Source organism: Citrobacter sp. VF227 (genome assembly GCF_052950715.1).
Map to the genome: position 1 here is coordinate 24,946 of NZ_JBRFVF010000006.1, position 25,835 is coordinate 50,780.

General features: G+C 52.9%; 21 protein-coding genes and 1 pseudogene. 11 read left to right on the forward strand and 11 right to left on the reverse strand.

What is annotated here, in order from left to right:
* Positions 1-89: 89 nt before the first annotated feature.
* The 5 genes and pseudogenes from ACU8YC_RS17875 to ACU8YC_RS17895 all read right to left on the reverse strand — a co-directional run bounded on the left by ACU8YC_RS17875 (position 90) and on the right by ACU8YC_RS17895 (position 5,042).
* Positions 90-413 (reverse strand): DUF1889 family protein, encoded by a 324-nt coding sequence (locus ACU8YC_RS17875; protein WP_001573898.1) that lies wholly within the window; start codon positions 411-413, stop codon positions 90-92.
* 112 nt (positions 414-525) lie between these two features.
* Positions 526-2,337, reverse strand: a complete 1,812-nt coding sequence (locus ACU8YC_RS17880; RefSeq protein ID WP_446895610.1) for a diol dehydratase reactivase subunit alpha — start codon at positions 2,335-2,337, stop codon at positions 526-528.
* 10 nt (positions 2,338-2,347) lie between these two features.
* Positions 2,348-2,776, reverse strand: coding sequence for a diol dehydratase small subunit (locus ACU8YC_RS17885; protein WP_151217790.1), 429 nt, complete (start codon positions 2,774-2,776; stop codon positions 2,348-2,350).
* A gap of 2 nt (positions 2,777-2,778) precedes the next feature.
* On the reverse strand, positions 2,779-3,363 hold the full coding sequence (locus tag ACU8YC_RS17890; RefSeq protein WP_151217791.1) for a propanediol/glycerol family dehydratase medium subunit: 585 nt from the start codon (positions 3,361-3,363) through the stop codon (positions 2,779-2,781).
* 11 nt (positions 3,364-3,374) lie between these two features.
* Positions 3,375-5,042, reverse strand: a pseudogene (locus tag ACU8YC_RS17895) (propanediol/glycerol family dehydratase large subunit).
* A 392-nt stretch (positions 5,043-5,434) separates the two neighbouring features.
* On the opposite strand from ACU8YC_RS17895, the gene ACU8YC_RS17900 reads away from it, so the two are divergent.
* From ACU8YC_RS17900 to ACU8YC_RS17915, 4 genes are read left to right on the forward strand one after another with little or no spacing between them, the layout of a single operon-like run.
* On the forward strand, positions 5,435-5,863 hold the full coding sequence (locus ACU8YC_RS17900) for a GlcG/HbpS family heme-binding protein (protein ID WP_446895611.1): 429 nt from the start codon (positions 5,435-5,437) through the stop codon (positions 5,861-5,863).
* Between the two features lie 22 nt (positions 5,864-5,885).
* Positions 5,886-7,049: a 1,3-propanediol dehydrogenase gene (dhaT, locus tag ACU8YC_RS17905; protein WP_446895612.1), complete on the forward strand. Its 1,164-nt coding sequence runs from the start codon at positions 5,886-5,888 to the stop codon at positions 7,047-7,049.
* Between the two features lie 16 nt (positions 7,050-7,065).
* Positions 7,066-7,419: a glycerol dehydratase reactivase beta/small subunit family protein gene (locus ACU8YC_RS17910; RefSeq protein ID WP_151217795.1), complete on the forward strand. Its 354-nt coding sequence runs from the start codon at positions 7,066-7,068 to the stop codon at positions 7,417-7,419.
* Positions 7,420-7,950 carry a cob(I)yrinic acid a,c-diamide adenosyltransferase gene (locus tag ACU8YC_RS17915; RefSeq protein ID WP_151217796.1) on the forward strand — a complete coding sequence of 177 codons (531 nt, stop codon included), beginning with the start codon at positions 7,420-7,422 and terminating at the stop codon, positions 7,948-7,950.
* On the opposite strand, the gene dhaR is transcribed toward ACU8YC_RS17915, so the two are convergent.
* Together dhaR and ACU8YC_RS17925 are read right to left on the reverse strand one after the other, a co-directional pair.
* Complete coding sequence (gene dhaR, locus ACU8YC_RS17920) at positions 7,928-9,853, reverse strand: dihydroxyacetone kinase operon transcriptional regulator DhaR (RefSeq protein ID WP_151217797.1); 1,926 nt, start codon at positions 9,851-9,853, stop codon at positions 7,928-7,930. The two genes, ACU8YC_RS17915 and dhaR, sit on opposite strands and share 23 nt — an antisense overlap.
* 91 nt (positions 9,854-9,944) lie before the next feature.
* The gene (locus ACU8YC_RS17925) at positions 9,945-11,042 is read right to left on the reverse strand and encodes a glycerol dehydrogenase (protein ID WP_032940746.1); all 1,098 of its coding nucleotides are present in this window, start codon (positions 11,040-11,042) and stop codon (positions 9,945-9,947) included.
* Positions 11,043-11,604: 562 nt separating this feature from the next.
* On the opposite strand from ACU8YC_RS17925, the gene ACU8YC_RS17930 reads away from it, so the two are divergent.
* Positions 11,605-13,263, forward strand: coding sequence for a glycerone kinase (locus ACU8YC_RS17930; protein ID WP_446895613.1), 1,659 nt, complete (start codon positions 11,605-11,607; stop codon positions 13,261-13,263).
* A 44-nt stretch (positions 13,264-13,307) separates the two neighbouring features.
* Here ACU8YC_RS17930 and cfa read toward each other — a convergent pair whose 3' ends face one another.
* Positions 13,308-14,462 carry a cyclopropane fatty acyl phospholipid synthase gene (cfa, locus tag ACU8YC_RS17935; protein ID WP_187259049.1) on the reverse strand — a complete coding sequence of 385 codons (1,155 nt, stop codon included), beginning with the start codon at positions 14,460-14,462 and terminating at the stop codon, positions 13,308-13,310.
* 67 nt (positions 14,463-14,529) lie between these two features.
* Here cfa and ACU8YC_RS17940 point away from each other — a divergent pair, with 67 nt between their 5' ends.
* Positions 14,530-15,378 carry a helix-turn-helix domain-containing protein gene (locus ACU8YC_RS17940; protein WP_187253288.1) on the forward strand — a complete coding sequence of 283 codons (849 nt, stop codon included), beginning with the start codon at positions 14,530-14,532 and terminating at the stop codon, positions 15,376-15,378.
* Here ACU8YC_RS17940 and ACU8YC_RS17945 read toward each other — a convergent pair.
* Positions 15,375-16,157, reverse strand: coding sequence for a siderophore-interacting protein (locus tag ACU8YC_RS17945; protein WP_446895614.1), 783 nt, complete (start codon positions 16,155-16,157; stop codon positions 15,375-15,377). The genes ACU8YC_RS17940 and ACU8YC_RS17945 overlap by 4 nt on opposite strands.
* Positions 16,158-16,393: 236 nt before the next feature.
* Here ACU8YC_RS17945 and ACU8YC_RS17950 point away from each other — a divergent pair, with 236 nt between their 5' ends.
* Entirely contained in the window at positions 16,394-17,068 is a 675-nt protein-coding gene (locus ACU8YC_RS17950) for a helix-turn-helix transcriptional regulator (protein WP_446895615.1), read from the forward strand.
* A gap of 52 nt (positions 17,069-17,120) precedes the next feature.
* Here ACU8YC_RS17950 and ACU8YC_RS17955 read toward each other — a convergent pair whose 3' ends face one another.
* Entirely contained in the window at positions 17,121-18,641 is a 1,521-nt protein-coding gene (locus ACU8YC_RS17955; RefSeq protein ID WP_446895616.1) for a methyl-accepting chemotaxis protein, read from the reverse strand.
* 430 nt (positions 18,642-19,071) lie between these two features.
* On the opposite strand from ACU8YC_RS17955, the gene ygjG reads away from it, so the two are divergent.
* Positions 19,072-20,451, forward strand: coding sequence for a putrescine aminotransferase (ygjG, locus tag ACU8YC_RS17960; protein ID WP_187253292.1), 1,380 nt, complete (start codon positions 19,072-19,074; stop codon positions 20,449-20,451).
* 54 nt (positions 20,452-20,505) lie between these two features.
* Here the strand turns inward: ygjG and ACU8YC_RS17965 are convergent, their stop codons facing one another.
* Positions 20,506-20,838: a tRNA-binding protein gene (locus ACU8YC_RS17965; RefSeq protein ID WP_187253293.1), complete on the reverse strand. Its 333-nt coding sequence runs from the start codon at positions 20,836-20,838 to the stop codon at positions 20,506-20,508.
* A gap of 209 nt (positions 20,839-21,047) precedes the next feature.
* On the opposite strand from ACU8YC_RS17965, the gene ebgR reads away from it, so the two are divergent.
* The 3 genes from ebgR to ACU8YC_RS17980 all read left to right on the forward strand — a co-directional run bounded on the left by ebgR (position 21,048) and on the right by ACU8YC_RS17980 (position 25,777).
* Complete coding sequence (gene ebgR / locus ACU8YC_RS17970; protein WP_151217803.1) at positions 21,048-22,031, forward strand: transcriptional regulator EbgR; 984 nt, start codon at positions 21,048-21,050, stop codon at positions 22,029-22,031.
* 207 nt (positions 22,032-22,238) lie between these two features.
* The gene (gene ebgA / locus ACU8YC_RS17975) at positions 22,239-25,331 is read left to right on the forward strand and encodes a beta-galactosidase subunit alpha (RefSeq protein ID WP_446895617.1); all 3,093 of its coding nucleotides are present in this window, start codon (positions 22,239-22,241) and stop codon (positions 25,329-25,331) included.
* On the forward strand, positions 25,328-25,777 hold the full coding sequence (locus ACU8YC_RS17980; RefSeq protein WP_151217805.1) for a beta-galactosidase subunit beta: 450 nt from the start codon (positions 25,328-25,330) through the stop codon (positions 25,775-25,777). Before ebgA ends, ACU8YC_RS17980 begins: the two co-directional genes overlap by 4 nt.
* Positions 25,778-25,835 lie beyond the last annotated feature (58 nt).

Below are 25,835 nucleotides of genomic sequence, written 5' to 3' on the forward strand. Positions count from 1 at the left end.
ACGCTGCGCCAGCCTATATCGCTGGCACGCCATTAGGACGCTGCCATCAGAGATGGAAACGTCCGTTAGAGTTTGATCCTATAGTCAGCTCACACCAGTTCTTTGAGCTGCTCCTGCATATAGGTTGAAAAATACTCTGGGTTCTTGATAAGGATGCGGTTACCGGAGGCGACTTTTTCTGCCCATCCGGCTACTTTTTTCGTGAACTCGGGATTCCATCCCTCCTGCTCACCCCGTGCCATCACTACTTCCGGACTCGCTGGCACACCTAAGTCATGCAAATACTTTAAGATTCCCTTAGCGGTACTTTCATCCATTGAATGGGGTACTGACGCCGAAGTGTTCATACCACCAATAAAATCCAATGCTTTCTCAATTGCTGTTGGCATGCTCTTATCCTTAAAATTAACCACGTGAGAGACACATTCATACTATGTACCCAACTCCGCCGGGATATCAAAGAGAACATCACCTTTATTTGATTTACCCCGCAGCTAAACGCTTGCGCGACTGTTTTCTGCGCGATTAATTCGCCATTCCAGCCAAAACCAGCCCGGTCGCCACCGCATTACGCGGCCCTTCAGTACCACGGATGTTGCCCTGTCCGGCGACAACCCCGTAATGCGCCAGCGCGTCGGTTATCATCTGTGGGATTTCGAAATCCAACGAGGAACCGCCTACCAGCACCACGAAAGAGATATCGCGAATGGTTCCACCGGGAGATACCTGGCGTAACGCACGCAGGCAGTTGGTCACAAAAACCTTCTCTTTAGCCTGTCGGCGCACCAGCCGAATTTTTTCCAGCGAGATTTGGTTATCTATCGGGCTCAGCTCCCCGTCTTTCAGATACACCACTTTGGCAAACACCGACGGGCTGAGCGGCTCGCGAAAAAACTCCACCACGCCGTTCTCATGGCGAATGCTGAACAGACTCTCCACTTTTGCCAGCGGGTATTTTTTAATTTCCTCTGCCAAAAACGGATCGCTTAAGCCCAGCTCTGTTTGAATCAACAGGCTAACCATATTTCCCGCACCGGCCAGATGAACCGCTTTCACTGCACCGTCGCTATTGATAATGGCGGCATCGGTAGATCCTGCGCCCAGATCGAGGATCGCCAGCGGTGCAGCACAACCGGGCGTGGTTAACGCTCCGGCTATGGCCATGTTGGCCTCTACGCCACCGACTTCAACCGGGGTATTTAGCCGGGCGCTGAGCTCACTGGCGATGGCCTGCATCTGTAAGCGATCGGATTTCACCATCGCCGCAATGCCAACGGCGTTCTCCATTGAACACTCCCCGGCAATACCGCCCTGAACCTTGCGCGGAATGAATGTATCTACCGCCAACAGATCCTGAATGTGCACCGTGTTCATGTCATGACCGGTCAGTGAGGCCATCACCTTACGCACCCGCTCCAGCATGCCACCTGCGTGCGTACCAGCTTCACCGCGAATATCACACACGGGCGCACAGGCGCTTACCACCTGCATAATGGCCCGCGCGCCATGCGCAACGTCGGCTTCACCGCCGCGCTTTTCGCCACGGATAACGATCTTGCCCGCCGGGATCACTCTTGAACACACATCGCCCTGCGGCGTTTTCAGCACCACGGCAGAACGGTTGCCAATCAGCGCTCTGGCGATGGGGACGATAGCTTGCGTTTCCTCGGGCGTTAGGGCAAAGAAAGTCGCAATGCCGTAAGGGTTCGACAGCACCCGCACCACCTGTCCCGGGGCCGCCACTTCCACCGCCGCCAACACGCCTTCCGGCACCTTCTCAATCAGGGTAACTTCATCTACCACTGGCATGGTCCGGCGCAGACGATTGTTCACCAGTACACCATCATCTTTTTTCAGGATTGCCGCCACCACATTGACACCGCGATCCAGTGCCTCATTGATAAGCCAAACCGCCTCGAGAAAATCCATCTCCTCGCCTACCAGCGGGATCCAACCTTGAGCAAAATGATCTTCACTCACCGCCGCCAGCTTCTCCACTGTGATGGTGGTTCCTATTCCCACACCAATACCGCCGGGCGTTTGCGGGTTATGCCCAATCATCGTTGATTCGGTAATAATGGTTTCAGTGATGGTTTCCATCGCCACATCGCCGATTACCGGTGCCGCCTCGTTGATACAGATTTTCGCCACGTCCTGAAGCGACCACGGCGTGTTATTCAGCGCCTGCTGCAGGGAGGCCACCACCCCTGCAATATTATCCCGCGTCCCTTTCATGCCGGTAGTCGCGACAATCCCGCTGGCGATAAACCGGCCATGCTGCGCCAGCGCCACTTCAGTGGTGGCGTTGCCGATATCAATCCCTGCAATTAGCGGCATACACCCTCCGTCATTGGCTGCCTTTACGCAGCTTATTTCTCTGCTGATACACCTCTGCCGACTCGCGAACAAACCCGGCGTTCACCGTGGCATGCCAGGTATATTCCAGTTCATCGGCAATGGCCTGCAGCTCAGCAAACGAAGAACGAAACGGGCGCAGCGCGTTGTAGATCTCCAGAATGCGGGCATCTGGGATGGTAATCAGCTCTGCCGCACGACGGAAATTACGCGCCACGGCGTGACGCTGCATCTGTTCGGCAATCTGTGCCTGGTACTCCAGCGTTTGCTGAGAAATACGCACATCCTGCGGTCCTACGCGGCCCGCCAGCACATTCTCAAGGGTAATCTCGGTTAGCGGTTTCCCGGTGGGGGTCTGAATTTTCTCCGGGCAGCGGGTCGCTAATGGGTAATCCTGCGCGGTCATGATGTTGTCGTTCATGGTCATTCCCTTACCAGTGCAATATGCAGCGTGACGGGCGCAGCATCCTGCACCACGTGTTTGGTTTCTTTGATATGAAACAGTGCGGCCTTAGCCATAAATTTAGGGCGCACCATCTGGTCATTCACCACCGGCACCGGCGAGGGCGACTCTTTACGTGCATAGCGCGCGGCGTTTTTACCAATCTGGCGATACGTTTCCAGCGTCAGTAGCGGAGCCTGAGAGAACAGCTCCAGGTTGCTCAACGGCAGCAGATCGCGCTGATGAATCACCGTGGTTCCTTTCGACTGGATACCAATCCCGATACCAGAACCACTAAGATTTGCCGCATCCCACGCCATAAAAGAAACATCCGAGGTGCGCAGGATCCTCACTACCCGCGCATGTAACCCCTCTTCTTCGATGCCAGCAACCAGCTCTTTCAAAATCGCTTTGTGCGGCATCTCAATAAGGGTTTTATGCTGATACTTATCAAAGGCCGGGCCGACGCCAATCACTACTTCATCCACGCGTTCGTCCGCTTTAGCCGCCTCGCCTTCGCTCACCTGCAAGGTAAAAACCGGCTTACGCTCAGTTGTGCATTCCACTGTCTACCGCCTTATTCGATCGCGCTGGGCTGAACCACACCCGCTATATTTTTAATTTCCGCCCAGCGTTCGGCAGAAATACGATAGCCGGTGCCGGGTCCCTGATAATCATTGATGTCATTGACGGCACTGACGACGTCGAACTGGCGATCCAGAATGGCCGACGTTTGCAGGTAATCACCGGTGACGCGCTGCCTCAGCATGTTGAGGATATTGCTGGCGATGTCTTCGAAACCGCTACAACTTAACGCGCTGACGATATCCAGTCCGGTGATATTGCGCTTCATCATCTCTTCCACAGCAGCCAGATCCTCCACCACATTGCGTGCGGGCATATCTTTGCTGCCGTGAGCGTAAGTGGCTGCCTCCACCTCTTCATCACTAATTAGCGGCAGGCCCAGTTCGCGGAACACCGCCTGAATGGCACGGGCGGCCTTATTGCGAATAGCGATGGTTTACTCTTCCGTGACCGGTCGCAGGCCCCCGTCAACCATCAGATCGCGTTGCAGAATGTTGTAATCATCGAAGTCTTCAGCGTCGAAGTTCGATCCGGCAAACATGTTGTCGTAGTTGGGTACCGCGCTATAACCGGAGAAGATAAAGTCGGTGCCCGGCAGCATCTGCATCAGGGTACGGGCAGTACGGCGAATATCGGAATGGGAAAAGGTCTGGTCATTGGCGGAGGCCACTTCAAGGTCGAGCATTGAGGCTATCAGGTTTTCCGCCAGCACCGCGCGGATCCCTGACGGTACTGCACCAGTCATGCCGATACAGCTGACCGCGCCGTTTTGCAGCCCCTGTACGCCTGCGCCTTTGGTGATAAAAATGCAGCGCGACTCCAGGTACAGCATCGATTTACTTTCGGAATAGCCCATCAGCGCTTCCGAACCGGTGCCGGAGGTGTAGCGCATCTTCAGGCCACGCGATGCATACGCTGAGGCGAGAAACGCTTTTGACCACGGCGTGTCATCACCATCGGTAAATACCGACTCCGTACCATAGACCGACACCGTTTCGGCGTAGCTGGTCAGCCCGCGCATGCCCAGCTCCAGCTCCGTAGCCTCTTCAACGGAACATTGCGTCAGCACGCCGGGGCGACCGCACTGAGACCCCACCAGCAGCGCCAGGGCGTTAAACGGCGCATAACGGGCGATCCCGACCGTCGTTTCCTGCTCGGAAAAACCACGGATCCCCGCTTCGGCGGCGTCGGCGGCAATCTGTACCGGGTTATCTTTCAGGTTGGTCACGTGACACTGATTGGAGGGGGTGCGTCTGGCGCGCATTTTTTGCAGCGCCATCATCATCTCCACCACGTTCATTTGCGCCATCACTTCCACCGCTTTCGCCGGGGTGATGGCGGTGGTAATGGCAATAATCTCTTCCCGACTGACGTGGATATCCACCAGCATTCTGGCGATCTCCAGCGCGTCGAGCTGCATGGCGCGCTCGGCCTCAGCCACGTTAATGGCGTAGTCGGCAATGAAACGGTCGATCATGTCGAACTCGGCGCGGCTCTTACCGTCCAGCTCAACAATACGACCACATTCTACCTTCACCGATGAAGCAGGATCGTAGGGGCTTTCCATGGCGATCAGCCCCTCTTCAGGCCATTCGCCAATCAGCCCATCCTGATTTACAGGCCGTTTCGCAAGCACTTCGAATCGTTTTGATCTTCTCATGATTTATTGACTCAAAAGATAAAAAATAGGGACGCCGGGCCGCATTGCCGGGGACACAACACCCGGCATTCGCCTTTCATCAGCAATGGTCGAACTCTAAATGAGCAGAACAATAAAAAAATAAAATTAATTTCGTTCCAATTTGGCACCTGATAAAAACGCATCGTTTCATATTGAAACGCAATTCAGGAATATCCACATCAAATTGTGACGAGGTTAAATGATCATTATCAATAAACGCAAATCCGGGAAGTTTAATTTAATATTTTTGGAATTTTCGCCCTATTGACTTAATAACGTGCGGCGAGAAAATAAGGTAAAGCCAATGATAAAAATAGCTGTTGCGCGATATGTTTCGTGACCTCAGCCCTACAACATTTTCAGGAGAGACTGTGAATAAGAGCCAACAAATCGCCACCATTACGCTGGCGGCGGCAAAAAAAATGGCGCAGGCCGTCGAGGCTAAAGCGCTTGAAATTAACGTTCCGGTGGTTTTTTCCGTGGTTGATCGTGGCGGAAACACACTGCTGATGCAACGCATGGACGATGCGTTTATCACCAGCTGTGATATCTCTCTTAATAAAGCGTATACCGCCTGCTGCCTGCGCCAGGGTACCCATGAAATTACCGATGCGGTACAACCTGGTGCTTCGCTATATGGTTTGCAGCTTACCAACCAACAGCGCATTGTTATTTTCGGCGGCGGCTTACCCGTCATATTAAACGGTAAATTAATCGGTGCCGTAGGCGTAAGCGGTGGTACCGTCGAACAAGACAGATTATTAGCAGAAACCGCACTGAACTGTTTCTCTGAATTATAATTTAAATCTAAGAAGGTATATTATGAGCTATCGTATGTTTGATTACCTGGTGCCAAATGTGAACTTTTTTGGCCCGAATGCTATTTCCGTTGTCGGCGAGCGCTGCAAATTGTTGGGTGGTAAAAAAGCGCTGCTGGTTACTGATAAAGGTCTGCGAGCGATTAAAGACGGCGCGGTAGATAAAACTCTCGCCCATCTGCGTGAAGCCGGTATTGAGGTGGTGGTTTTTGACGGCGTTGAACCTAACCCCAAAGATACCAACGTGCGCGACGGTCTGGAAGTCTTTCGCAAAGAGCATTGCGATATCATCGTTACCGTCGGCGGCGGTAGCCCACATGACTGCGGTAAAGGTATCGGTATCGCGGCGACCCACGAAGGCGATCTATACAGCTATGCCGGGATTGAAACCCTGACCAATCCACTGCCGCCGATTGTCGCGGTGAATACCACTGCCGGTACCGCCAGCGAAGTTACCCGCCACTGCGTGCTGACCAATACCAAAACCAAAGTGAAGTTTGTGATTGTCAGCTGGCGCAACCTGCCGTCAGTCTCCATTAACGATCCGTTGCTGATGCTCGGCAAACCCGCACCACTGACCGCGGCGACCGGGATGGACGCCCTGACCCACGCCGTAGAAGCCTATATTTCCAAAGATGCCAACCCGGTCACCGACGCCGCCGCTATCCAGGCGATCCGCCTGATCGCCCGTAATTTACGGCAGGCCGTGGCGCTGGGCAGCAATCTGAAAGCACGTGAGAATATGGCCTACGCTTCGCTGCTGGCGGGCATGGCCTTCAACAACGCCAACCTCGGCTACGTTCATGCGATGGCGCATCAACTTGGCGGTCTGTACGACATGCCGCACGGCGTAGCGAATGCCGTACTGCTGCCGCACGTGGCACGCTATAACCTGATCGCTAACCCGGAAAAATTTGCCGACATCGCAGAGTTTATGGGCGAAAACACTAACGGACTCTCAACCATGGATGCGGCCGAACTGGCGATTCACGCCATCGCTCGCCTCTCTGCTGACATCGGCATTCCGCAGCATCTGCGCGATCTGGACGTCAAAGAAGCCGATTTCCCCTATATGGCGGAAATGGCGCTGAAGGACGGCAATGCCTTCTCCAACCCACGCAAAGGGAACGAGAAAGAAATTGCCGGTATCTTCCGTCAGGCATTCTGATAACGCAGGGGACGCCATGTCACTTTCATCACCGGCCGTACATCTGTTTTATCACTCTCGCTGGCAGGATACTCACGTGCTTGATGAGCTGTGTTGGGGACTGGAAGAGCAAGGCGTTCCTTACCGGGCAATCTGTTGCGACGATCATGACTGCGCGCTGGCGCTGGGCCAACTGGCGGCCAAAAGTTCGACGCTACGCGTGGGGCTCGGCCTCAATAACGCGGGTGATATTGCCTTAACCCATGCCCAGTTGCCCGAGGATCGGGCGCTGGTCTGCGGGCATATCTGCGCCGGGGCTGTCCGGATCCGCGTGCTCGGCGCCAATGCCGGTCAACTGGTTAAAGTGCTTCCTTTCAGCGAGATAACATAAATGTACCGCATCTACACCCGAACCGGCGATAAAGGCACCACTGCGCTATATGGCGGCAGCCGCATCGACAAAGACGACATCCGCGTTGACGCCTACGGCACCGTGGATGAACTGATTTCCCAGCTTGGCGTCTGCTATGCCAGCACGCGCCAGGCCGAGCTACGCCAGGAACTGCACGCCATACAGAAGATGCTGTTTGTACTTGGAGCAGAGCTCGCCAGTGATGAGCAAGGACTTACCCGCTTAAAGCAGCGTATTGGTGAAGAGGATACTCAGGCGCTGGAGCAGCTTATTGACCGTAATATGGCGCAAAGCGGCCCGCTCAAAGCGTTTGTTATTCCGGGGAAAAATCTGGCCTCGGCACAGCTACACGTTGCGCGAACCCTGGTGCGTCGGCTGGAGCGGATCCTGATCGCGATGGACAGAACCCTGACGTTACGCGATGAGGCCAAACGTTACATCAACCGACTGTCGGATGTGTTGTTTTCGATGGCCAGAATCGAAGAAACTACTCCAGATGTTTGCGCTTAAACTGACTGGCATCGATGTCGTACTGCTTCATCTTGCGCCACAGGGTGGTGCGACCAATATTCAGCAGCTGCGACATCTCCTGCACGCGCCCGCTAGTGACGCGGGCGGCGTGGATAATCGCCTCTTTTTCGATGGCGGTAAATGTCAGGCTGGCTGGCAGCAGTGAAGATGCCGTCTCCAGACCAGGGCGTTCGGCAAACAGATAATCCGGTAGATTGCTCAGCCGAATATGACCGTTTTCACTGCTAATGGCGATATTTTCGATAATACTGTTCAGCTCAAAGTCATTACCCGGCCACGAGTAGGACACCAGTTGCGCCAGCGCATCGTCGTCAATCTTCAGGCTGGTTGAAAAGCGTTTTTTCAGGCTATTCAGCCGCGTAAAAATCAGCGAGGGAATACTACTGCGCCGCGCCCGCAGCGGTGGGATGACTATCTCAAAAGAGTGCAGCGCATAATACAGCTGACGGCTAAAGCGGTTTTGTTCCACCAGATTAGCGAGATCGACCGTGGTGGTGGCAATCACTTTCACATCCACCGGAATCAGCCGCCGGGCATCCAGGCGGGTTAAAACCCCCTGCTTAATCACCTGTAGCAGCGCGGATTGCAGCTCCGGCGCTAAATACTCAATTTTTTCCAGAAACAGGGTGCCGCCATTGGCCAGTTCAAGACGACTCAACCGACCGTTCTCATCATCGGTAGGCGCGCTGCCCATAAAATCCTGACCCAGCACGCTGTTGGCATACAGCTGGCAGTTCACGGCGATATACGGCCCGCTGGCGCGTTCGCTTTCATTGTGAATAGCCTGGCTCAACAACTCTTTACCGACCCCCTCTTCCCCACACAGCAGAATCGGGAAGCTCCCCCGCGCCGCCTGACGACCGAAATGGATCAAGCGCCGGGTTTCCGGATCGTCTGTCGACATCTGCTCAAAGGTATGGCTCACCTTGCCGAGCTGGCTGGTCATCAGTTGACGCATTTGTTCAACCGGATGCAGCAACAGAATAAAGCTGTTGCCCTGCTCTTCAACAATCGGCTTCAGGGTAATGACGGCATCAACAAACTGATGCTGACTTTCAAAGGTAACTTCGACGTGATTCAGGCCGCGGGCATGTTTGATCGCCCGGCGCAGCAGCATGGGCAGATTGAGCAGGTCGTTAATATTTTTCCCCTGACTGGCCTGCGCGTCGAGATGCAAAAGCAGCGCCGCGCGCGCATTAAGGAACTGCAACACACCCTGCTCGTTCCACGCCATCACGCCATCATCCATGCTTTCCAGCAGTCCGTACATTTGGTTCAGATGACGATTGGATTCAGCCAGCAGACTGTCGGTCAGTAAAGAGTTACCGACTTCTCTGGCAATCGCCAGCGTCAGGGATAAATCAGAAACGCACTCATGCTCTACCAGACAGCACAGCGAGATGGAGCCAAACAGTCGACCATGGTTATCGAATACCGGCGTCGAGCAGAACGACCACGGATGCAACGCCTGCTTAAAGTGCTGATCGCCAGAGGTTTTTGTCGGCTGCCCCGGCATCGTCGCCAGCGACAGCGCACAGCTGCCAATAATGCTTTCCGCACAGTAACTGCCGTCGCGAAACCCGAGCTCCGCCAGTTGTTCCACCGTCTGCGGATCGCCGCAACGGCTGAGAATACAGGCCGACTCATCCAGAATCAGCAGCGCGCACGGACGGCCGTCCATAAATTCCCAGGCATCTTCCAGCGCGGCCTGGGCAATCGTCAGCAGCGCCGTCTTGCGACGACAAATCGACTCAAAGGTCAGCCCCTGCGCCTGATGCGGTGCCTGCCAGGTTTCCCGCTGCATAAACTTGCTGCAACGATGCCATGACTGGGCAAGAACCGAAGAGACTTCCTTCCCGATGCTATGCGTGTGCGCCGTCATATCCCTTTCCGCTGTTTTACCATAGACACCCCCTCCGGCAGAGACTGTCAGAGGGGGAGAAGATGTCGGATAAAAACTTACCGACGACTGATTAACGCGCCAGCCACTGCTGTCCCAGCAGGTCTGCCGTCAGAATAGCGGCATGAACGCTTTCAGGCGTCACCGGGAACGGCATATTGTGTATGGTTTCACCTTCTGCGCAGGTCGCTTTGGCCACGGCCATAATCTTGCCGTCGATGTCATCTTTCACGCCCATTTCCGCTAACGTTACCGGCAGACCGACTTTCTGACAGAAATTCAGTACGGTTTCGATCTCTTCCATCGGGCTGTTTTGCAGCACCAACTGCGCCAGCGTACCAAAGGCGACTTTCTCACCGTGATACAAATGGTGGCACTCTTCCAGAATTGTAAATCCGTTATGAATAGCATGCGCTCCCGCAAGACCGCTGCTTTCAAAGCCGATGCCGCTGAGGTAAGTGTTCGCTTCGACAATACGTTCCAGCGCGTCGGTCACCACGCCAGCCTGCGCGGCAAAGCGTGCCTTTTCGCCTTCCGCCAGCAGAGTATCATAGCACAGGCGCGCCAGGCTCAGCGCCGCCACAGTGGACTGTCCGCCCGCCATGCTGGTCGCTCTGGCGTCATAACAGGCTTTCGCTTCAAACCAGGTCGACAGCGCATCACCCATCCCGGCCACCAGCAGACGGACCGGCGCTTTGGCAATGATTGCGGTATCCATCACCACCATATCCGGATTTTTCGGGTAGATCAGATACTCTTCAAACTCACCAGCTTCGGTGTAGATAACGGACAGCGCGCTGGTTGGCGCATCGGTAGACGCAATAGTCGGGATCACCACCACCGGCAGCTTCTGGTAGTAACCAATCGCTTTAGCGGTATCCAGCGTTTTTCCACCGCCAATCCCAACCACGCCACGGCAACCGTGCTGTTTCAGAATGGCAATCAGGCGATTAATTTCGACATGGCTGCATTCCCCGTTGAAGCGTTCCGCATGACAGCTAATATCGTGGCTGTGCAGACCGTTGAGTACTTTCTCTCCCGCCAGCTTCATCACGAAGTCATCCGCAATCACGAAAAAGCTGTCCGCCAGATTTTTAGCATATTGACCAAATAAGGTGGAAGCGTCAGGACCCTGGAGATATTTGGCTGGAGATTGAATAACTTTTAGCATTCCTTTCATCCTCAAATAAGTACATGTTTTTACATGGTGAGCCCTGGCGTTAACCTGTTAGGCCGAATGCTGACGGCGAAAACGGGAGGTACCGGAGCGATGCAATAACTGTATGGCGAGGCGTACACAAAAAAATCTTTCGTCTTTTTGTTCTGATATGAAACAGATAAAAACCACGAACGTTCCAGATTGGAACGCTTATCCACAAAAATGATAAGGTTTGCGATCCCGATCCGTTCATTTCCCGCCAAATCTCCGGCAATCACCAATCCCACTTTCCCTTTTACTCACTTCGCTGCATTTAAAACCGACAAAAAAAGGCCGACTACACCGTATGACCTGTACTTTTGGCAGGAAAAAAAAGTCGAGCAAGCTCGCATTGCGATGATTCCCTAACTTTTTAAGTTTCATTTCGAAACAAAAAATAACGATGACGTTCCGTAATGAAACTCATTTTAGCGTTGTTTTTTTCCACGCTGAGTTCGCCAGAATCTCTCCATCGCCTCCGCACCATGGTTACACATTCGGGGGTTTGTCTTTCACTCAACCTCGAGGAGTCGTTATGTCTCAATTCTTTTTTAACCACCGTACCCATCTCGTAAGCGACGTCATCGACGGCACGATTATCGCCAGCCCGTGGAATAACCTTGCGCGTCTGGAAAGCGATCCAGCCATCCGTATCGTGATCCGTCGTGACCTCAACAAAAATAATGTGGCGGTCATTTCTGGTGGCGGTTCAGGACACGAACCCGCGCACGTTGGTTTTATCGGTAAAGGGATGCTCACCGCTGCGGTCTGCGGAGATGTGTTCGCCTCTCCGAGCGTAGATGCGGTACTGACCGCTATTCAGGCGGTGACCGGTGAGGCTGGCTGTCTGTTGATCGTGAAAAACTACACCGGTGACCGCCTTAATTTCGGTCTCGCCGCCGAGAAAGCACGTCGCCTTGGCTATAACGTTGAAATGCTGATTGTCGGCGACGACATCTCTCTGCCGGATAACAAACACCCGCGTGGCATTGCGGGAACCATCCTGGTGCATAAAATCGCAGGCTATTTCGCCGAACGCGGCTACAACCTCGCCACCGTCCTGCGTGAAGCGCAGTACGCAGCCAACAACACTTTCAGCCTGGGCGTCGCCCTTTCCAGCTGCCATCTGCCGCAAGAAACAGACGCTGCACCGCGTCATCATCCTGGTCATGCGGAGCTGGGGATGGGCATTCACGGCGAACCGGGTGCTTCGGTTATCGACACGCAAAACAGTGCGCAAGTGGTGAATTTGATGGTGGATAAACTGCTGGCGGTCCTGCCTGAAACCGGTCGTCTGGCAGTGATGATTAACAATCTTGGCGGCGTGTCCGTGGCCGAAATGGCCATCATTACCCGCGAACTGATCAGCAGCCCACTGCATCCGCGTATCGACTGGTTGATTGGCCCAGCTTCGCTGGTCACCGCGCTGGATATGAAAGGCTTTTCACTTACGGCCATCGTGCTCGAAGAGAGCATCGAAAAAGCGCTACTCACAGAGGTGGAAACCAGTAACTGGCCAACCCCGATCCCACCACGAGAAATCAGTTGCGTACCGTCATCTCAGCGCAGTGCGCGCGTGGAGTTTCAGCCTTCGGAAAACACCCTTGTAGCCGGGATTGTGGAACTTGTCACCGCAACTCTTTCCGGTCTGGAGACACATCTGAATGCGCTGGATGCAAAAGTTGGCGATGGCGATACCGGTTCGACCTTTGCCGCCGGCGCGCGTGAGATTGCCAGCCTGTTGCATCGCCAGCAGCTACCGCTGGATAACCTTGCCACGTTGTTCGCGCTGATTGGCGAACGTCTGACCGTGGTGATGGGCGGTTCCAGCGGTGTGCTGATGTCGATCTTCTTTACCGCCGCCGGACAGAAACTCGAACAGGGTGCTAACGTTGCCGAGGCGCTGAATACGGGTCTGGCGCAGATGAAGTTCTACGGCGGCGCTGATGAAGGCGATCGCACCATGATTGATGCACTGCAGCCGGCCCTGACGTCGCTGCTCGCACAGCCACAAAATATGCAGGCCGCATTCGACGCTGCGCAAGCGGGTGCCGAACGAACCTGTCTGTCGAATAAAGCCAATGCGGGGCGCGCATCTTATCTGAACAGCGAAAGCCTGCTCGGCAATATGGACCCCGGCGCGCACGCCGTAGCGATGGTGTTTAAAGCCCTGGCGGAGGAGATGGTGAGCTAAGTTTTAATCAATGCCTGATGACACAAGCGTCATCAGGCAAAACGTTAACGGTAAACGCGAATCCCACCTTCCACGCCGCGGCTAAACAGCACCTGCCAAAGTTCGATATCTCTGGCGCGAAAAGCACCGGCGCAGGCGCATAAATAGTAATTAAACATTCTTCTGAAGGTGGCGGAATAACGTGCTGACAGCTCCGGCCATGCCTGATTAAAACGCTCGTGCCATGCCATCAGCGTTTTATCATAATCGCTGCCAAAATTATGCCAGTCTTCCATCACAAACCGTGATTCGCTGGCCTCAGCAATATGGGAGATCGCCGGTAAGCAGCCGTTCGGGAAAATGTATTTATTGATCCACGGATCGACGCTCATCCCCTTTTTATTGCTACCAATGGTATGTAACAGGAACAGCCCATCCGGTTTTAAACAACGGTCGGCGATGCTGAAATAGGTGTCGTAATTTTTCGGCCCTACATGTTCAAACATCCCCACGGAAACAATGCGATCGTAGTGTTTATCAAGGTCGCGATAGTCCTGCAGCAGAATATTAACGTCCAGCCCTTCACAGCGCTGCTGGGCCATTTTCTGCTGCTCTTTGGAGATAGTAACGCCTTCTACCACCACACCGTAATGACGCGCCGCATATTCCGCCAGCCCGCCCCAGCCACAACCGATGTCGAGTAAACGCATACCCGGTTTAAGTTGCAACTTCTCACAGATCATTTTTAATTTGGCATTTTGCGCATCGTCTAATGTGGTCGCGTCTTTCCAGTAACCGCAGGAATATTGCATATGCGGATCAAGCATCAACGCAAAGAGATCGTTACCAATATCGTAGTGCTCTTTGCCGACAATCCACGCGCGGCTGCGCGACTGCAAATTAAACAGGCGCGCACTGGCAATACGTAAAATATCTTTCAGATTACCCGGCATCTGCTGGTCAAGTTTTGCTTTGAGGATTTTGCAGAACAGAATATCGAGCCGCTCGCAGTCCCACCAGCCTTCCATATAGCTTTCACCAAGCCCTAACGAGCCTTGCTGCAATACTCGTTTAAAAAAACCAGCATGATGAAGTTGAATGTCCCAGGGACGGGAGCCATTAATCCTGATATCTGCTTGCGAAAGCAGCTCTTTTCCCATTCGGGTCCAGTTATCATTTGTTTCATTGACGATGACAGCATCTGAACAAAGCGAGTTCATGGTATTTACCAAAAGTGGGCTAAAAATTCTTACGCAAGATTATTATGGAAAACAGGGTGTATGTATTATGATCTGCGGACAAGATCTATCGAGCAGCGGCCACACCACCGGGAGCATTGACGATTTATTTATGGAAACTCTCGCGCAAAAACAGTGGAACTTCTTCCCGGATAACTCCATGGCGGAACTGCCGCAGGACGTGTATTTTCGCTCCTATGTATTAGAAGCCAACCACCATGTTCCGCCGCATTCACACTCTTTTATGCAATTCCATTTCGCCCGCAAAGGCAGTATGCGTATTGATGTTGCCGGCAAGTGCTGGATAATCCCGGCGCACTATGGCATCTGGATCCCCAATAATACGGAGCATGCAGTTTGGGCTCTGGATGATGTGTATTTAGAGAACCTGGATATTAAACCGGGCTTTCTTGAAGCGCGCATTAATGAATGTAAAGTGGTCGCTATCAGTGATTTCGCCAGAGAGTTTATTCATTACGCCACGAATTTAGTTTCGGGGCATTATGATAGCCACTCCAAAGAGGGCAGACTGGTGAGCGTGCTGGTCGACATTATTCTGCAACTCCCGGAAGTCGCTTTTGTATTACCCTGGCCGCAGGATCGCGAATTAACCAAAATATGCCGAACCATACAAGAATCCCCCGCTCTGGAGCATTCGGTTGAATACTGGGCACATCATCTGGGTATGTCTGCCCGAACCTTTTCACGCCATTTCAAAAAAGAAACTGGATTGCCTTTCAGCGTCTGGAAACAAAAAATGCGTATTCTGGAATCCGTATTAATGCTGAAAAAAAATAAAAGCGTGACCGCCGTGGCGCTCGACGTAGGGTATTCAAGCACCGCGGCATTTAGTTATGCCTTCCGCCAGGCATTTGGCGTGCCGCCGTCTAGTTATTAATCTGCCGCTTTACGCTGATGCCAGTAGGCTGCCGCACGCACCCGTTGAGGGTCAAACGCCTCGGTTTCAAAGCGAGCACTCAGGTTTTTTACCACCTTGCCTTCACCAGTGATCCAGATGTAATAATCATCTGTGGACACGGCTAGTCGCGATAAGCGTTCATTCACTACCTGCGCGTCATGGCCGATAAACCACTCAATAGTAAATCCGTCGAGATGGGCAAGATAATCCTGGTACGCTGCATCCTGCACGCTGACCAGCGCCGTGACGTTTGGACGTACCGCTAAGCGGCTGAGCGACTCCAGCCGTCGGCGCAGCGCAGGCATTCCCGATTCATCACAGACGTAAACCTGATACGCATAATCTTCTGGCACCACCAACGAACCGCGCGGTCCGCCGATCGTCAGCTTGTCACCCACGCGGGCATTCATCGCCCATGTGCTCGCCACTCCACCGTCATGAATATAAAAATCCAGTGCCAGCTCATGGCGCGCTTCGTCATACAACGGCGTGTAGTCACGGGAGAGCGGACGCACCCCGTCGGCCCAGACGATGCCCTCATCAGTGACTACTGGCGGCACGAAATGGCAGCCCGGTTCCGGGAAAAAGACCTTGGTGTGGTCATCAAAGCCGTGCGAGCTAAAACCGTCCAGAGCGTCACCGCCCAGTACGATGCGCTGAAAGCCCGCGCTAACACGTTCAACGCGCAGGACGGTAAGTTCACGGAAGCGCAATTCATTGCGAACGCGCTGCGGGTAGCGTGAGATATTTTTTGTCATTTTTTCGCCTTCGTGAAGATAATACGATATATCTAAATTAATCTTTAAATGATAATGATTGCTAGTCAACAATATTGCAAGCACTTTTTTGATATAGTCAGCTTGTGATTAAACAGCTATCAGAAATCCATAAAAACCATTAATAATCATAAAATTAAAAAAAAACCATTTTATAGACTTGCAAGAAGATAAATTTTAGATATAAATTAGATATATCTAAACAACATCAGGAGACGATGATGCAAAACCATCATGAAGGTTGCTGCAAACATACAGAGCACCAACACGAAGGCTGCTGCAAGGGTGAAGGACATCACCATGAAGGCCGCCACAACGAGCACCACGCAGGCTGCTGCAAAGGTGAAGAACATCGCCATGAAGGTTGTAACAAAGAACACCACCCTGAACAGGGTTGCGGACACCGCCACGGTCGCGGCGGCGGTCGTCGCCAGCGCTTCTTCGGTCACGGAGAATTACGCCTGGTGATTCTGGATATCCTGACCCGCGACGCCAGCCACGGCTATGAGCTGATAAAAGCGATTGAAACCCTGACTCAAGGTAACTACACCCCGAGCCCGGGCGTTATTTATCCGACGCTGGACTTCTTGCAGGATCAGGAGCTGATCACTATCAGCGATGAGGAAGGTGGGCGTAAACAGATTGCGATCACCGCCCAGGGCCAGCAGTGGCTGGAAGAAAACCGTGAGCATCTGGACCATATCCACGAACGGATTAAAGCCCGCTGCGTGGGTTTTGAATTGCGCAAGAACCCGCAGATGAAACGCGCGCTGGAGAACTTCAAAGCCGTGCTGGACCTACGGGTCAATCATGGTGATACCAGCGATGCGCAAATCAAAAAAATCATCGGTATTATCGATCGCGCAGCGCTGGATATTACCCAACTGGATTAATCTGCTCAGCAGGCGAAACCCATTCCCCTGGATTTCGCCTGCATTGTGATTCTTAGTGCAGAACCGTGACCGCGTCTTCCAGACGCCCCGCGCGATGTTTCACCATCGCAGAAATTTGGGCGCTCTCTTCAACCAGTTCGGCGTTTTTCTGCGTAATGTTGCTCAGTTCATTCACCGCGCGGGTCAGACTGGAAAGACCATCCGACTGTTCCAGCGTTGAGTGGCTGATTTGGGCGATCAGTTGAGTCACGTTTTGCACCTGCGCCACAATATCGTCCATCGTGCGCCCTGCGGCGTGAACCTGGTCGGATCCGGACTGCACCTTATCGGCGCTGGCATCAATCAGCTTGCGGATATCATTGGCTGCACTGGCGCTGCGGCTGGCAAGATGACGCACTTCTCCCGCCACCACGGCGAATCCTTTCCCCTGCTCACCCGCCCGTGCGGCTTCAACGGCGGCGTTCAGGGCCAGAATGTTAGTCTGGAAGGCAATATCGTTAATCAGCGTGGTAATGGTACCAATCCGCTGGGTGCTGTTGGCGATGTCGTCCATGGTTTTGATGACGGTATCCATCGCCTCACCACCGTGTGTCGCCGCGCTGCTGGCGGCGATGGAGAGCTTATCTGCCGCGGCGGCGGTCTGCGAGTTTTGTTTCACCGATGCCGCCATCTGGTTCATGGTCGCCACCGTTTCCTGCACGTTCTCAACGGTCTGCTGCGTATGTTTGTTTAAATCATCGCTACCTTTCGCCAGCGTTTCGCTGTCGCTGCGCACACAACTCACCTGGCTGGAGACATCATGGATGAGCCAGCGGCACATTAGCCCCAGTTGCCCGACCGCTCTAAGCATCAGACCCAGTTCATCACTGCGGTTAAGATGCAACACGCTGTTTCGCTCACCGGTCGCCACTTTCAACGCCTGACGAGCGACATTCTCAATGGGGCGCACAATCTGCCATTCGAAAATCGCCGTTCCCAGCATCATTACCAGCGCACTCATCAGCAGTAACGGCCATTCCGCGCCCATTTGTTGCAACGCAGCCGCCAGTACAATAAACATGAACGCCATTACACTGCGCACCCGCCAGCGAATCGGCAGTGCCGGGAGCTTCCCCAGCCAGCCTTTACGTACCACCAGTCCTTTATGGATACGTCGGTTGCAACGCCCTTCATTCAGCGCCTTATATAAAGGCTCTACCGTCGCAATTTCCTCGTCAGTTGCCCGGGTACGAATCGACATATACCCGGTTACATGTCCTTCCCTCACCATCGGCACCGCATTGGCTCTCACCCAGTAGTGATCGCCATTCTTACGCCGGTTTTTCACAATCCCGCTCCATGGCTCGCCCTGTTTCAGGGTGTACCACATATCCGCAAACGCCGCTTTTGGCATGTCCGGATGACGAACCAGATTGTGCGGCTTATTGAGCAACTCATTCAGTTGATAGCCGCTGACCTGAACGAAAGTGTCGTTCGCATGGGTAATATAGCTTTGTAAATCGGTGGTCGACATGAGGGTGATATCATCATCCAGCGGTGTATTTTGCTGACTAACGTAGGGATGAGAAGACATGATTGCGTCCTGTGCAGGTTATCTGGTTGTTAACTCTTTCGGCTTATGTTATTTCGGCGATAATTTTTTTATCTTTAGTTGTTAAATTTGATTTAGATCGCAATTTGCGATTAAACCTCAAAATCTATACGCATTCTAATCCATTGATTTAAAATACTTTCAATCAGAAACTATTCCATTGCACTTCTACCAATGCACCGTCACAGTGCGAAACTTGCTCATTTTTAGCGCAGAAAAGGGAGTTTCCGATCTGTTTTCGCAGTCTGAACTTGGGCAAAATGCCAGCAAATGTTAAAAAATGGCATTAAATGTTGCACAAATAAGATGTTTCCTGGTGTTTATCCCGATTTTTGCTAAGCGCGCCGGAATGGCGCAATCCCTGCAATACTTAATTCAGTATCATGTGATACGCCAGCTCCGGGAGCATATTTTGAACAGGTTACCTTCCAGCGCATCGGCCCTGGCCTGCAGCGCACACGCACTGAATCTCATCGAAAAGCGCACGCTTGATCATGAGGAAATGAAATCATTAAACCGAGAGGTGATTGAATACTTCAAGGAGCATGTCAATCCGGGGTTCTTAGAGTATCGAAAATCTGTAACTGCAGGCGGGGATTACGGAGCCGTAGAGTGGCAAGCGGGAAGCCTGAATACGCTTGTCGACACCCAGGGACAGGAGTTCGTTGATTGCCTGGGTGGTTTTGGAATTTTCAACGTGGGGCACCGTAATCCAGTCGTGGTTTCCGCCGTACAGAATCAACTCGCGAAACAACCTCTGCATAGCCAGGAGTTACTTGACCCTCTGCGGGCCATGCTGGCAAAGACCCTTGCCGCACTGGCACCCGGTAAACTGAAATACAGTTTTTTCTGTAACAGCGGGACCGAGTCGGTTGAAGCCGCTCTGAAGCTGGCGAAAGCGTATCAATCGCCGCGCGGTAAATTTACGTTTATTGCCACCAGCGGCGCATTTCACGGCAAATCTCTGGGCGCGCTCTCTGCCACAGCGAAATCAACTTTCCGCAAACCCTTTATGCCGCTGCTGCCAGGTTTTCGTCATGTGCCGTTTGGCGATGTTAACGCGCTGCGCACTATGCTCAGTGAGTGTAAAAAAACCGGTGATGACGTTGCAGCTGTGATCCTTGAACCTATCCAGGGTGAAGGAGGCGTGATCCTGCCGCCGCAAGGGTATTTGACCACCGTTCGTAAACTTTGCGATGAGTATGGCGCGCTGATGATCCTTGACGAAGTACAAACCGGCATGGGGCGTACTGGCAAAATGTTCGCCTGCGAGCACGAAAACGTGCAGCCCGACATTATGTGCCTGGCTAAAGCGCTGGGCGGGGGCGTGATGCCGATTGGCGCAACTATTGCCACCGAAGAGGTGTTCTCGGTTCTGTTCGACAATCCTTTCTTGCATACCACCACCTTTGGCGGCAATCCGCTCGCGTGTGCGGCTGCGCTGGCCACCATTAACGTCCTGCTGGAGCAAAATTTACCGGCCCAGGCGGAGCAGAAAGGCGATATGTTGCTGGATGGTTTCCGCCAGCTTGCGCGGGAATATCCGGACCTGGTGCATGATGTACGCGGCAAGGGCATGCTGATGGCAATCGAGTTTGTCGATAATGAAATCGGCTACAACTTTGCCAGTGAGATGTTCCGCCAGCGGGTGCTGGTTGCCGGCACGCTGAATAATGCCAAGACGATCCGCATCGAACCGCCGTTAACGTTAACGATCGAACAATGCGATCTGGTATTACGATCGACGCGCAAAGCCCTGGCAGCATTACGGGTGAGCGTGGAGCAGGTGTAAAAGATGTCTGTCCGGCCTGCGTTTACAAACGTAGGCCGGATAAGGCAGCACAATTTAAACAATCCGTACGCCTGCAGGCATGAGGCGTTCTGGCGTTAACAGCACGCTTTCGCTGCCATCGTCCGTCTCAGCGCACAGCAGCATACACTCTGATGTCTCACCGCGCATTTTGGCCTTTTGCAGATTACACAGTACCACCACCGTTTTCCCCATCAGCTCCTCTTCGCTGTAATAAGGTACCAGGCTGGTCACGGTTTGCAGCGTACGTTCTCCCACATCAACCTGCACGATATACAGCTTATCGGCATTGTCATGGCGCTTTACCTGTGCGATTTTTCCAACACGTATTTCCAAGCGGGCAAAATCAGCAAATGCGACGGTATCCATTGTTTTCTCCTTTGGTAAAATTTTACTAAATACTAGCAAACTATTTTCCGGGCATTGTTCTTAAAAGCGGGAAAATGACGCACTCATCACACTCTGCAAGCCCAGTTTTACCCCGAGCATGTCAATTAAACGTGCTTTTTTTACTGAAAACAGATGAATAGATAAGCGCTTCATTTACAATGCGCAGGTAACTCAGGGAAAAGGCAAACATGGCAACACTTAAAGACATCGCAATCGAAGCTGGCGTGTCCCTGGCGACAGTGTCCCGGGTTTTAAACGATGACCCCACGCTGAATGTAAAAGAAGAGACCAAGCATCGCATTCTGGAGATCGCGGAAAAGCTGGAGTACAAAACCAGCAGCGCCCGTAAGAACCAGACCAGCGCGCTCGGCCTCCAGCATATTCTGGCGCTCTACAGCTATCAGCAGGATTTGGAAATCAACGATCCTTACTATCTCGCGATCCGCCATGGGATTGAAACCCAGTGCGAGAAGCTGGGGATTGAACTGACCAACTGCTATGAGCACAGTGGGCTGCCGGAGAACAAAAACATTACCGGCATTCTTATTGTTGGCAAGCCTTCTCCTGCGCTGCGCGAGGCGGCAACAGCGCTTACCGACAACATCTGCTTTATCGATTTTCATGAACCCGGCAGCGAATATGACGCTGTCGATATCGATCTGGCCCGCATCAGTAAAGAGAGCATCGACTACTTCATCGCCCAGGGCGTCACCCGCATTGGCTTCATCGGTGGCGAAGATCAGCCTGGCAAGGCTGATATCCGCGAAGCCGCGTTTGTCGAATACGGTCGCCTGCAGCAGGTCGTTTCTGAACAGGATATCTATCGCGGCGGCTTCTCCAGTTCATCAGGCTATGAGCTGGCCAAAAAAATGCTAGCGAAAGCCGACTATCCCAGCGCCCTGTTTGTGGCTTCTGACTCGATTGCTATTGGCGTTCTCCGCGCCATTCACGAGCGTGGTCTGAACATTCCGCAGGACATTTCGCTGATTAGCGTTAATGATATCCCGACGGCGCGCTTCACCTTTCCTCCGCTTTCCACCGTGCGCATCCATTCAGAAATGATGGGCAGTCAGGGCGTCAACCTGCTGTTTGAGAAAGCCCGCGATGGACGTGCGCTTCCTCTGCTGGTTTTTGTTCCCAGCAAGCTGAAACTGCGCGGTACTACCCGCTAAAATCCCCCATTTATCCGCCCGGTTTCAGCTGAAGCCGGGCGCGCATTGTCATGCATTCTTTTCTGCGCCCGAATTATTTTCGTGATCCAGTTAAAGTAAATCATCTCACCCGCTATATTTTAGTAAAACTTTTACTAAAATCATCATCAATTATCCTTACTCACCATTACAATGAATGGTTCCGATTTTTCTCCACCGGGAGGCCTTATGAATCGCTGGGAAAACATTCAGCTCACCCACGAAAATCGATTGGCGCCACGCGCATATTTTTTCTCTTACGACTCCGTTGCGCAGGCCCGCTCGTTTGCCCGCGAAACCAGCAGCCTCTTTCAGTTGCTGAGCGGTCAGTGGAATTTCCAGTTCTTTGAGCATCCGCTGCAGGTGCCGGAAGCCTTTACGTCGCAGTTTATGAGCGACTGGGGCAGCATCACCGTCCCCGGCATGTGGCAGATGGAAGGACACGGCAAGCTGCAGTATACCGACGAAGGTTTTCCTTTCCCGATTGATGTCCCCTACGTGCCGACCAATAACCCTACCGGCGCCTACCAGCGTATTTTCTCCCTCAGTGAAGGCTGGCAGGGCAAACAAACGCTGATTAAATTTGATGGCGTAGAAACCTACTTCGAAGTTTACGTGAATGGTCAGTACGTTGGCTTCAGCAAAGGCAGTCGCCTGACGGCCGAGTTTGATATCAGCGCAGTGGTGAAGACCGGTGACAACCTGCTGTGCGTTCGCGTTATGCAATGGGCTGATTCCACTTACATTGAAGACCAGGATATGTGGTGGTCGGCGGGAATTTTCCGCGACGTCTATCTGGTCGGTAAACAGGCGACCCATATCCAGGATTTTACCGTTCGTACCGATTTCGATGATGACTATCGCGATGCCACCCTCTCCTGCGACATCGTGCTGGAAAATATCGCCTCCACGCCAACGATGGCATCGCTCGAATACACTTTGTTTGACGGTGAGCAGACGCTGCATAACGGCGTGATTAACGCTCTGACGGTGGATAAGCTCACCCGCACCGCGTTCAATTTCAAGGTCAGCAAGCCGCACCAGTGGTCTGCGGAATCACCGTATCTCTATCATCTGGTAATGACCCTGAAAGATGCCAGCGGCAACATCCTTGAGGTTGTGCCGCAGCGCGTAGGATTCCGTGATATCAACGTTCGCGACGGTCTGTTTTACATCAATAACCGCTATGTCATGCTGCATGGTGTCAACCGTCATGACAACGATCATCTTAAGGGCCGCGCGGTTGGTATGGATCGCGTGGAAAAAGATCTGTTGTTAATGAAGCAGCACAACATCAACTCCGTACGCACCGCCCATTACCCGAACGATCCACGTTTCTATGAATTGTGCGATATCTACGGTTTGTTCGTCATGGCCGAAACCGACGTTGAATCTCACGGCTTCGCTAATATCGGCGATATCAGCCGGATCACCGACGATCCGCTGTGGGAAAATGTCTATGTTGAGCGCATCGTACGCCACGTCCACGCGCAGAAAAACCACCCGTCGATCGTCATCTGGTCGCTCGGCAATGAATCCGGCTACGGCTGTAATATTCGCGCCATGTACCACGCGGCAAAAGCACTGGATGACACGCGTCTGCTCCATTACGAAGAAGATCGTGACGCCGAAGTGGTGGATATCATTTCCACCATGTACACCCGCGTACCGCTGATGAATGAGTTTGGTGAATACCCACATCCTAAACCGCGCATCATCTGCGAATATGCTCACGCAATGGGCAACGGCCCCGGCGGGCTAACGGAATATCAGAACGTCTTCTATCAGCATGATTGCATTCAGGGACACTATGTCTGGGAGTGGTGCGATCACGGGATTCAGGCCAAAGATGACGACGGTAACCTCTGGTACAAATATGGCGGTGACTACGGCGACTACCCGAACAACTACAACTTCTGCCTTGATGGCCTGATTTATTCCGATCAAACCCCAGGCCCGGGTCTGCAAGAGTACAAGCAGGTCATTGCGCCAGTAAAAGTGCGCGCGCAGGATCTGGCTCGCGGCGAGCTGCGGGTAGAAAACAAACTGTGGTTTACCACGCTTGACGACTACACCCTGCATATTGAGGTCCGCGCTGAAGGCGACACGCTTTCCAGCCAACAAATGAAACTGCGCGAGGTCGCACCCAACAGCGATACGCTGCTGCAATGCGCGCTGCCGGAGCTGGATGCGCGCGAGACGTTCCTCAACGTCACCGTGACGAAAGATTCCCGCACGTTATACAGCGAAGCCGGGCATCACATCGCGACTTATCAGTTCCCGCTGAAGGCCAGAACGGCGACTGCCGTACCGTTCAGTCTGCAAAACGCCACCCCTTTGACGCTGGAAGAGAACCGCCAGAGCTGCACCGTTCGCGGTTATAACTTCCATCTGATCTTCTCAAAGCTGACCGGTAAACCCATTAGCTGGAACGTCAATGGTGAAGAGCTGATTACCCGCGAGCCGAAGATTAATTTCTTCAAACCAACCATAGATAACCACAAGCAAGAGTTCGAAGGCCTCTGGCAGCCAAATCATATACAGATAATGCAGGAGCATTTGCGCGACTTTACTTTTGAGCAAACCGAAGATGCGCTGCTGATAACCAGCCAGACGATTATCGCCCCGCCGGTATTTGATTTCGGTATGCGCTGCACCTACCGCTGGCGGATTGCCGCAGACGGTCAGCTGAACGTGGAGCTTTCCGGCCAGCCTTACGGCGAATACCGGGACATTATTCCGTGCATTGGCTTCACGATGGGCATCAGCGGTGATTTGGGACAGGTGGCCTGGTACGGACGTGGTCCTGGTGAAAACTATGGCGACAGTCAACAAGCCAACATCATCGATATCTGGCGCAGCAGTGTGGATGAGATGTTCGAGAATTATCCGTTCCCGCAAAACAACGGCAATCGTCAGGACGTGCGTTGGGCAACGCTAACCGATCGTCACGGCAACGGTCTGCTGGTGATTCCGCAGTGCCCTGTCAACCTGAGCGCCTGGCGCTATACGCCAGAAAATATCTTTGCTGCACAGCACTGCAATGAGCTGCAGCGCAGCGATGACATCACCCTCAATCTGGACCATCAGCTACTGGGCTTAGGGTCTAACTCGTGGGGAAGTGAGGTACTTGATTCCTGGCGAGTCTGGTTTACGTCATTCAGCTACAGCTTCACGTTGTTGCCGGTTTCCGGCAGTGAGTCTGGCGCTCAAGCCACCGCCAACCGCGCCTTTGGCACCGGGTTCTTTTCCACGAATTTGCACAGCGAGAATACAAAATGAGGATCATCGACAACTTAGAGCAGTTCCAGCAACGCTTTGCTTCGGGTCGGAAATGGCAACGTTGCGTTGAGGCCATTGAAAATATTGACAATATTCAACCTGGTGTCGCTCACTCTATCGGTGATTCTCTGAGCTACCGCGTAGAGACAGACTCTGCAACTGATGCGCTGTTTACCGGTCATCGTCGTTATTTTGAGATCCATTACTACCTGCAAGGACAGCAAAAAATAGAGTATGCCGCCAAAGAAGATCTCCAGGTGGTTGAATATTATCGCGATGAAACCGATCGCGAATATCTGAAAGGCTGCGGAAAAACCGTAGAAGTGCACGAAGGACAAATGGTTATTTGTGACAACCATGAAGCCTATCGTTTTATCTGTAATAGCGTAGTGAAGAAAGTCGTACTCAAAGTCACCATCGAAGATGGTTATTTTCATAATAAATAAAAAACACAGGCGGCGCCGACGTTGCGCCGCCAGTACCCTATAATAATCAGGAATCGGA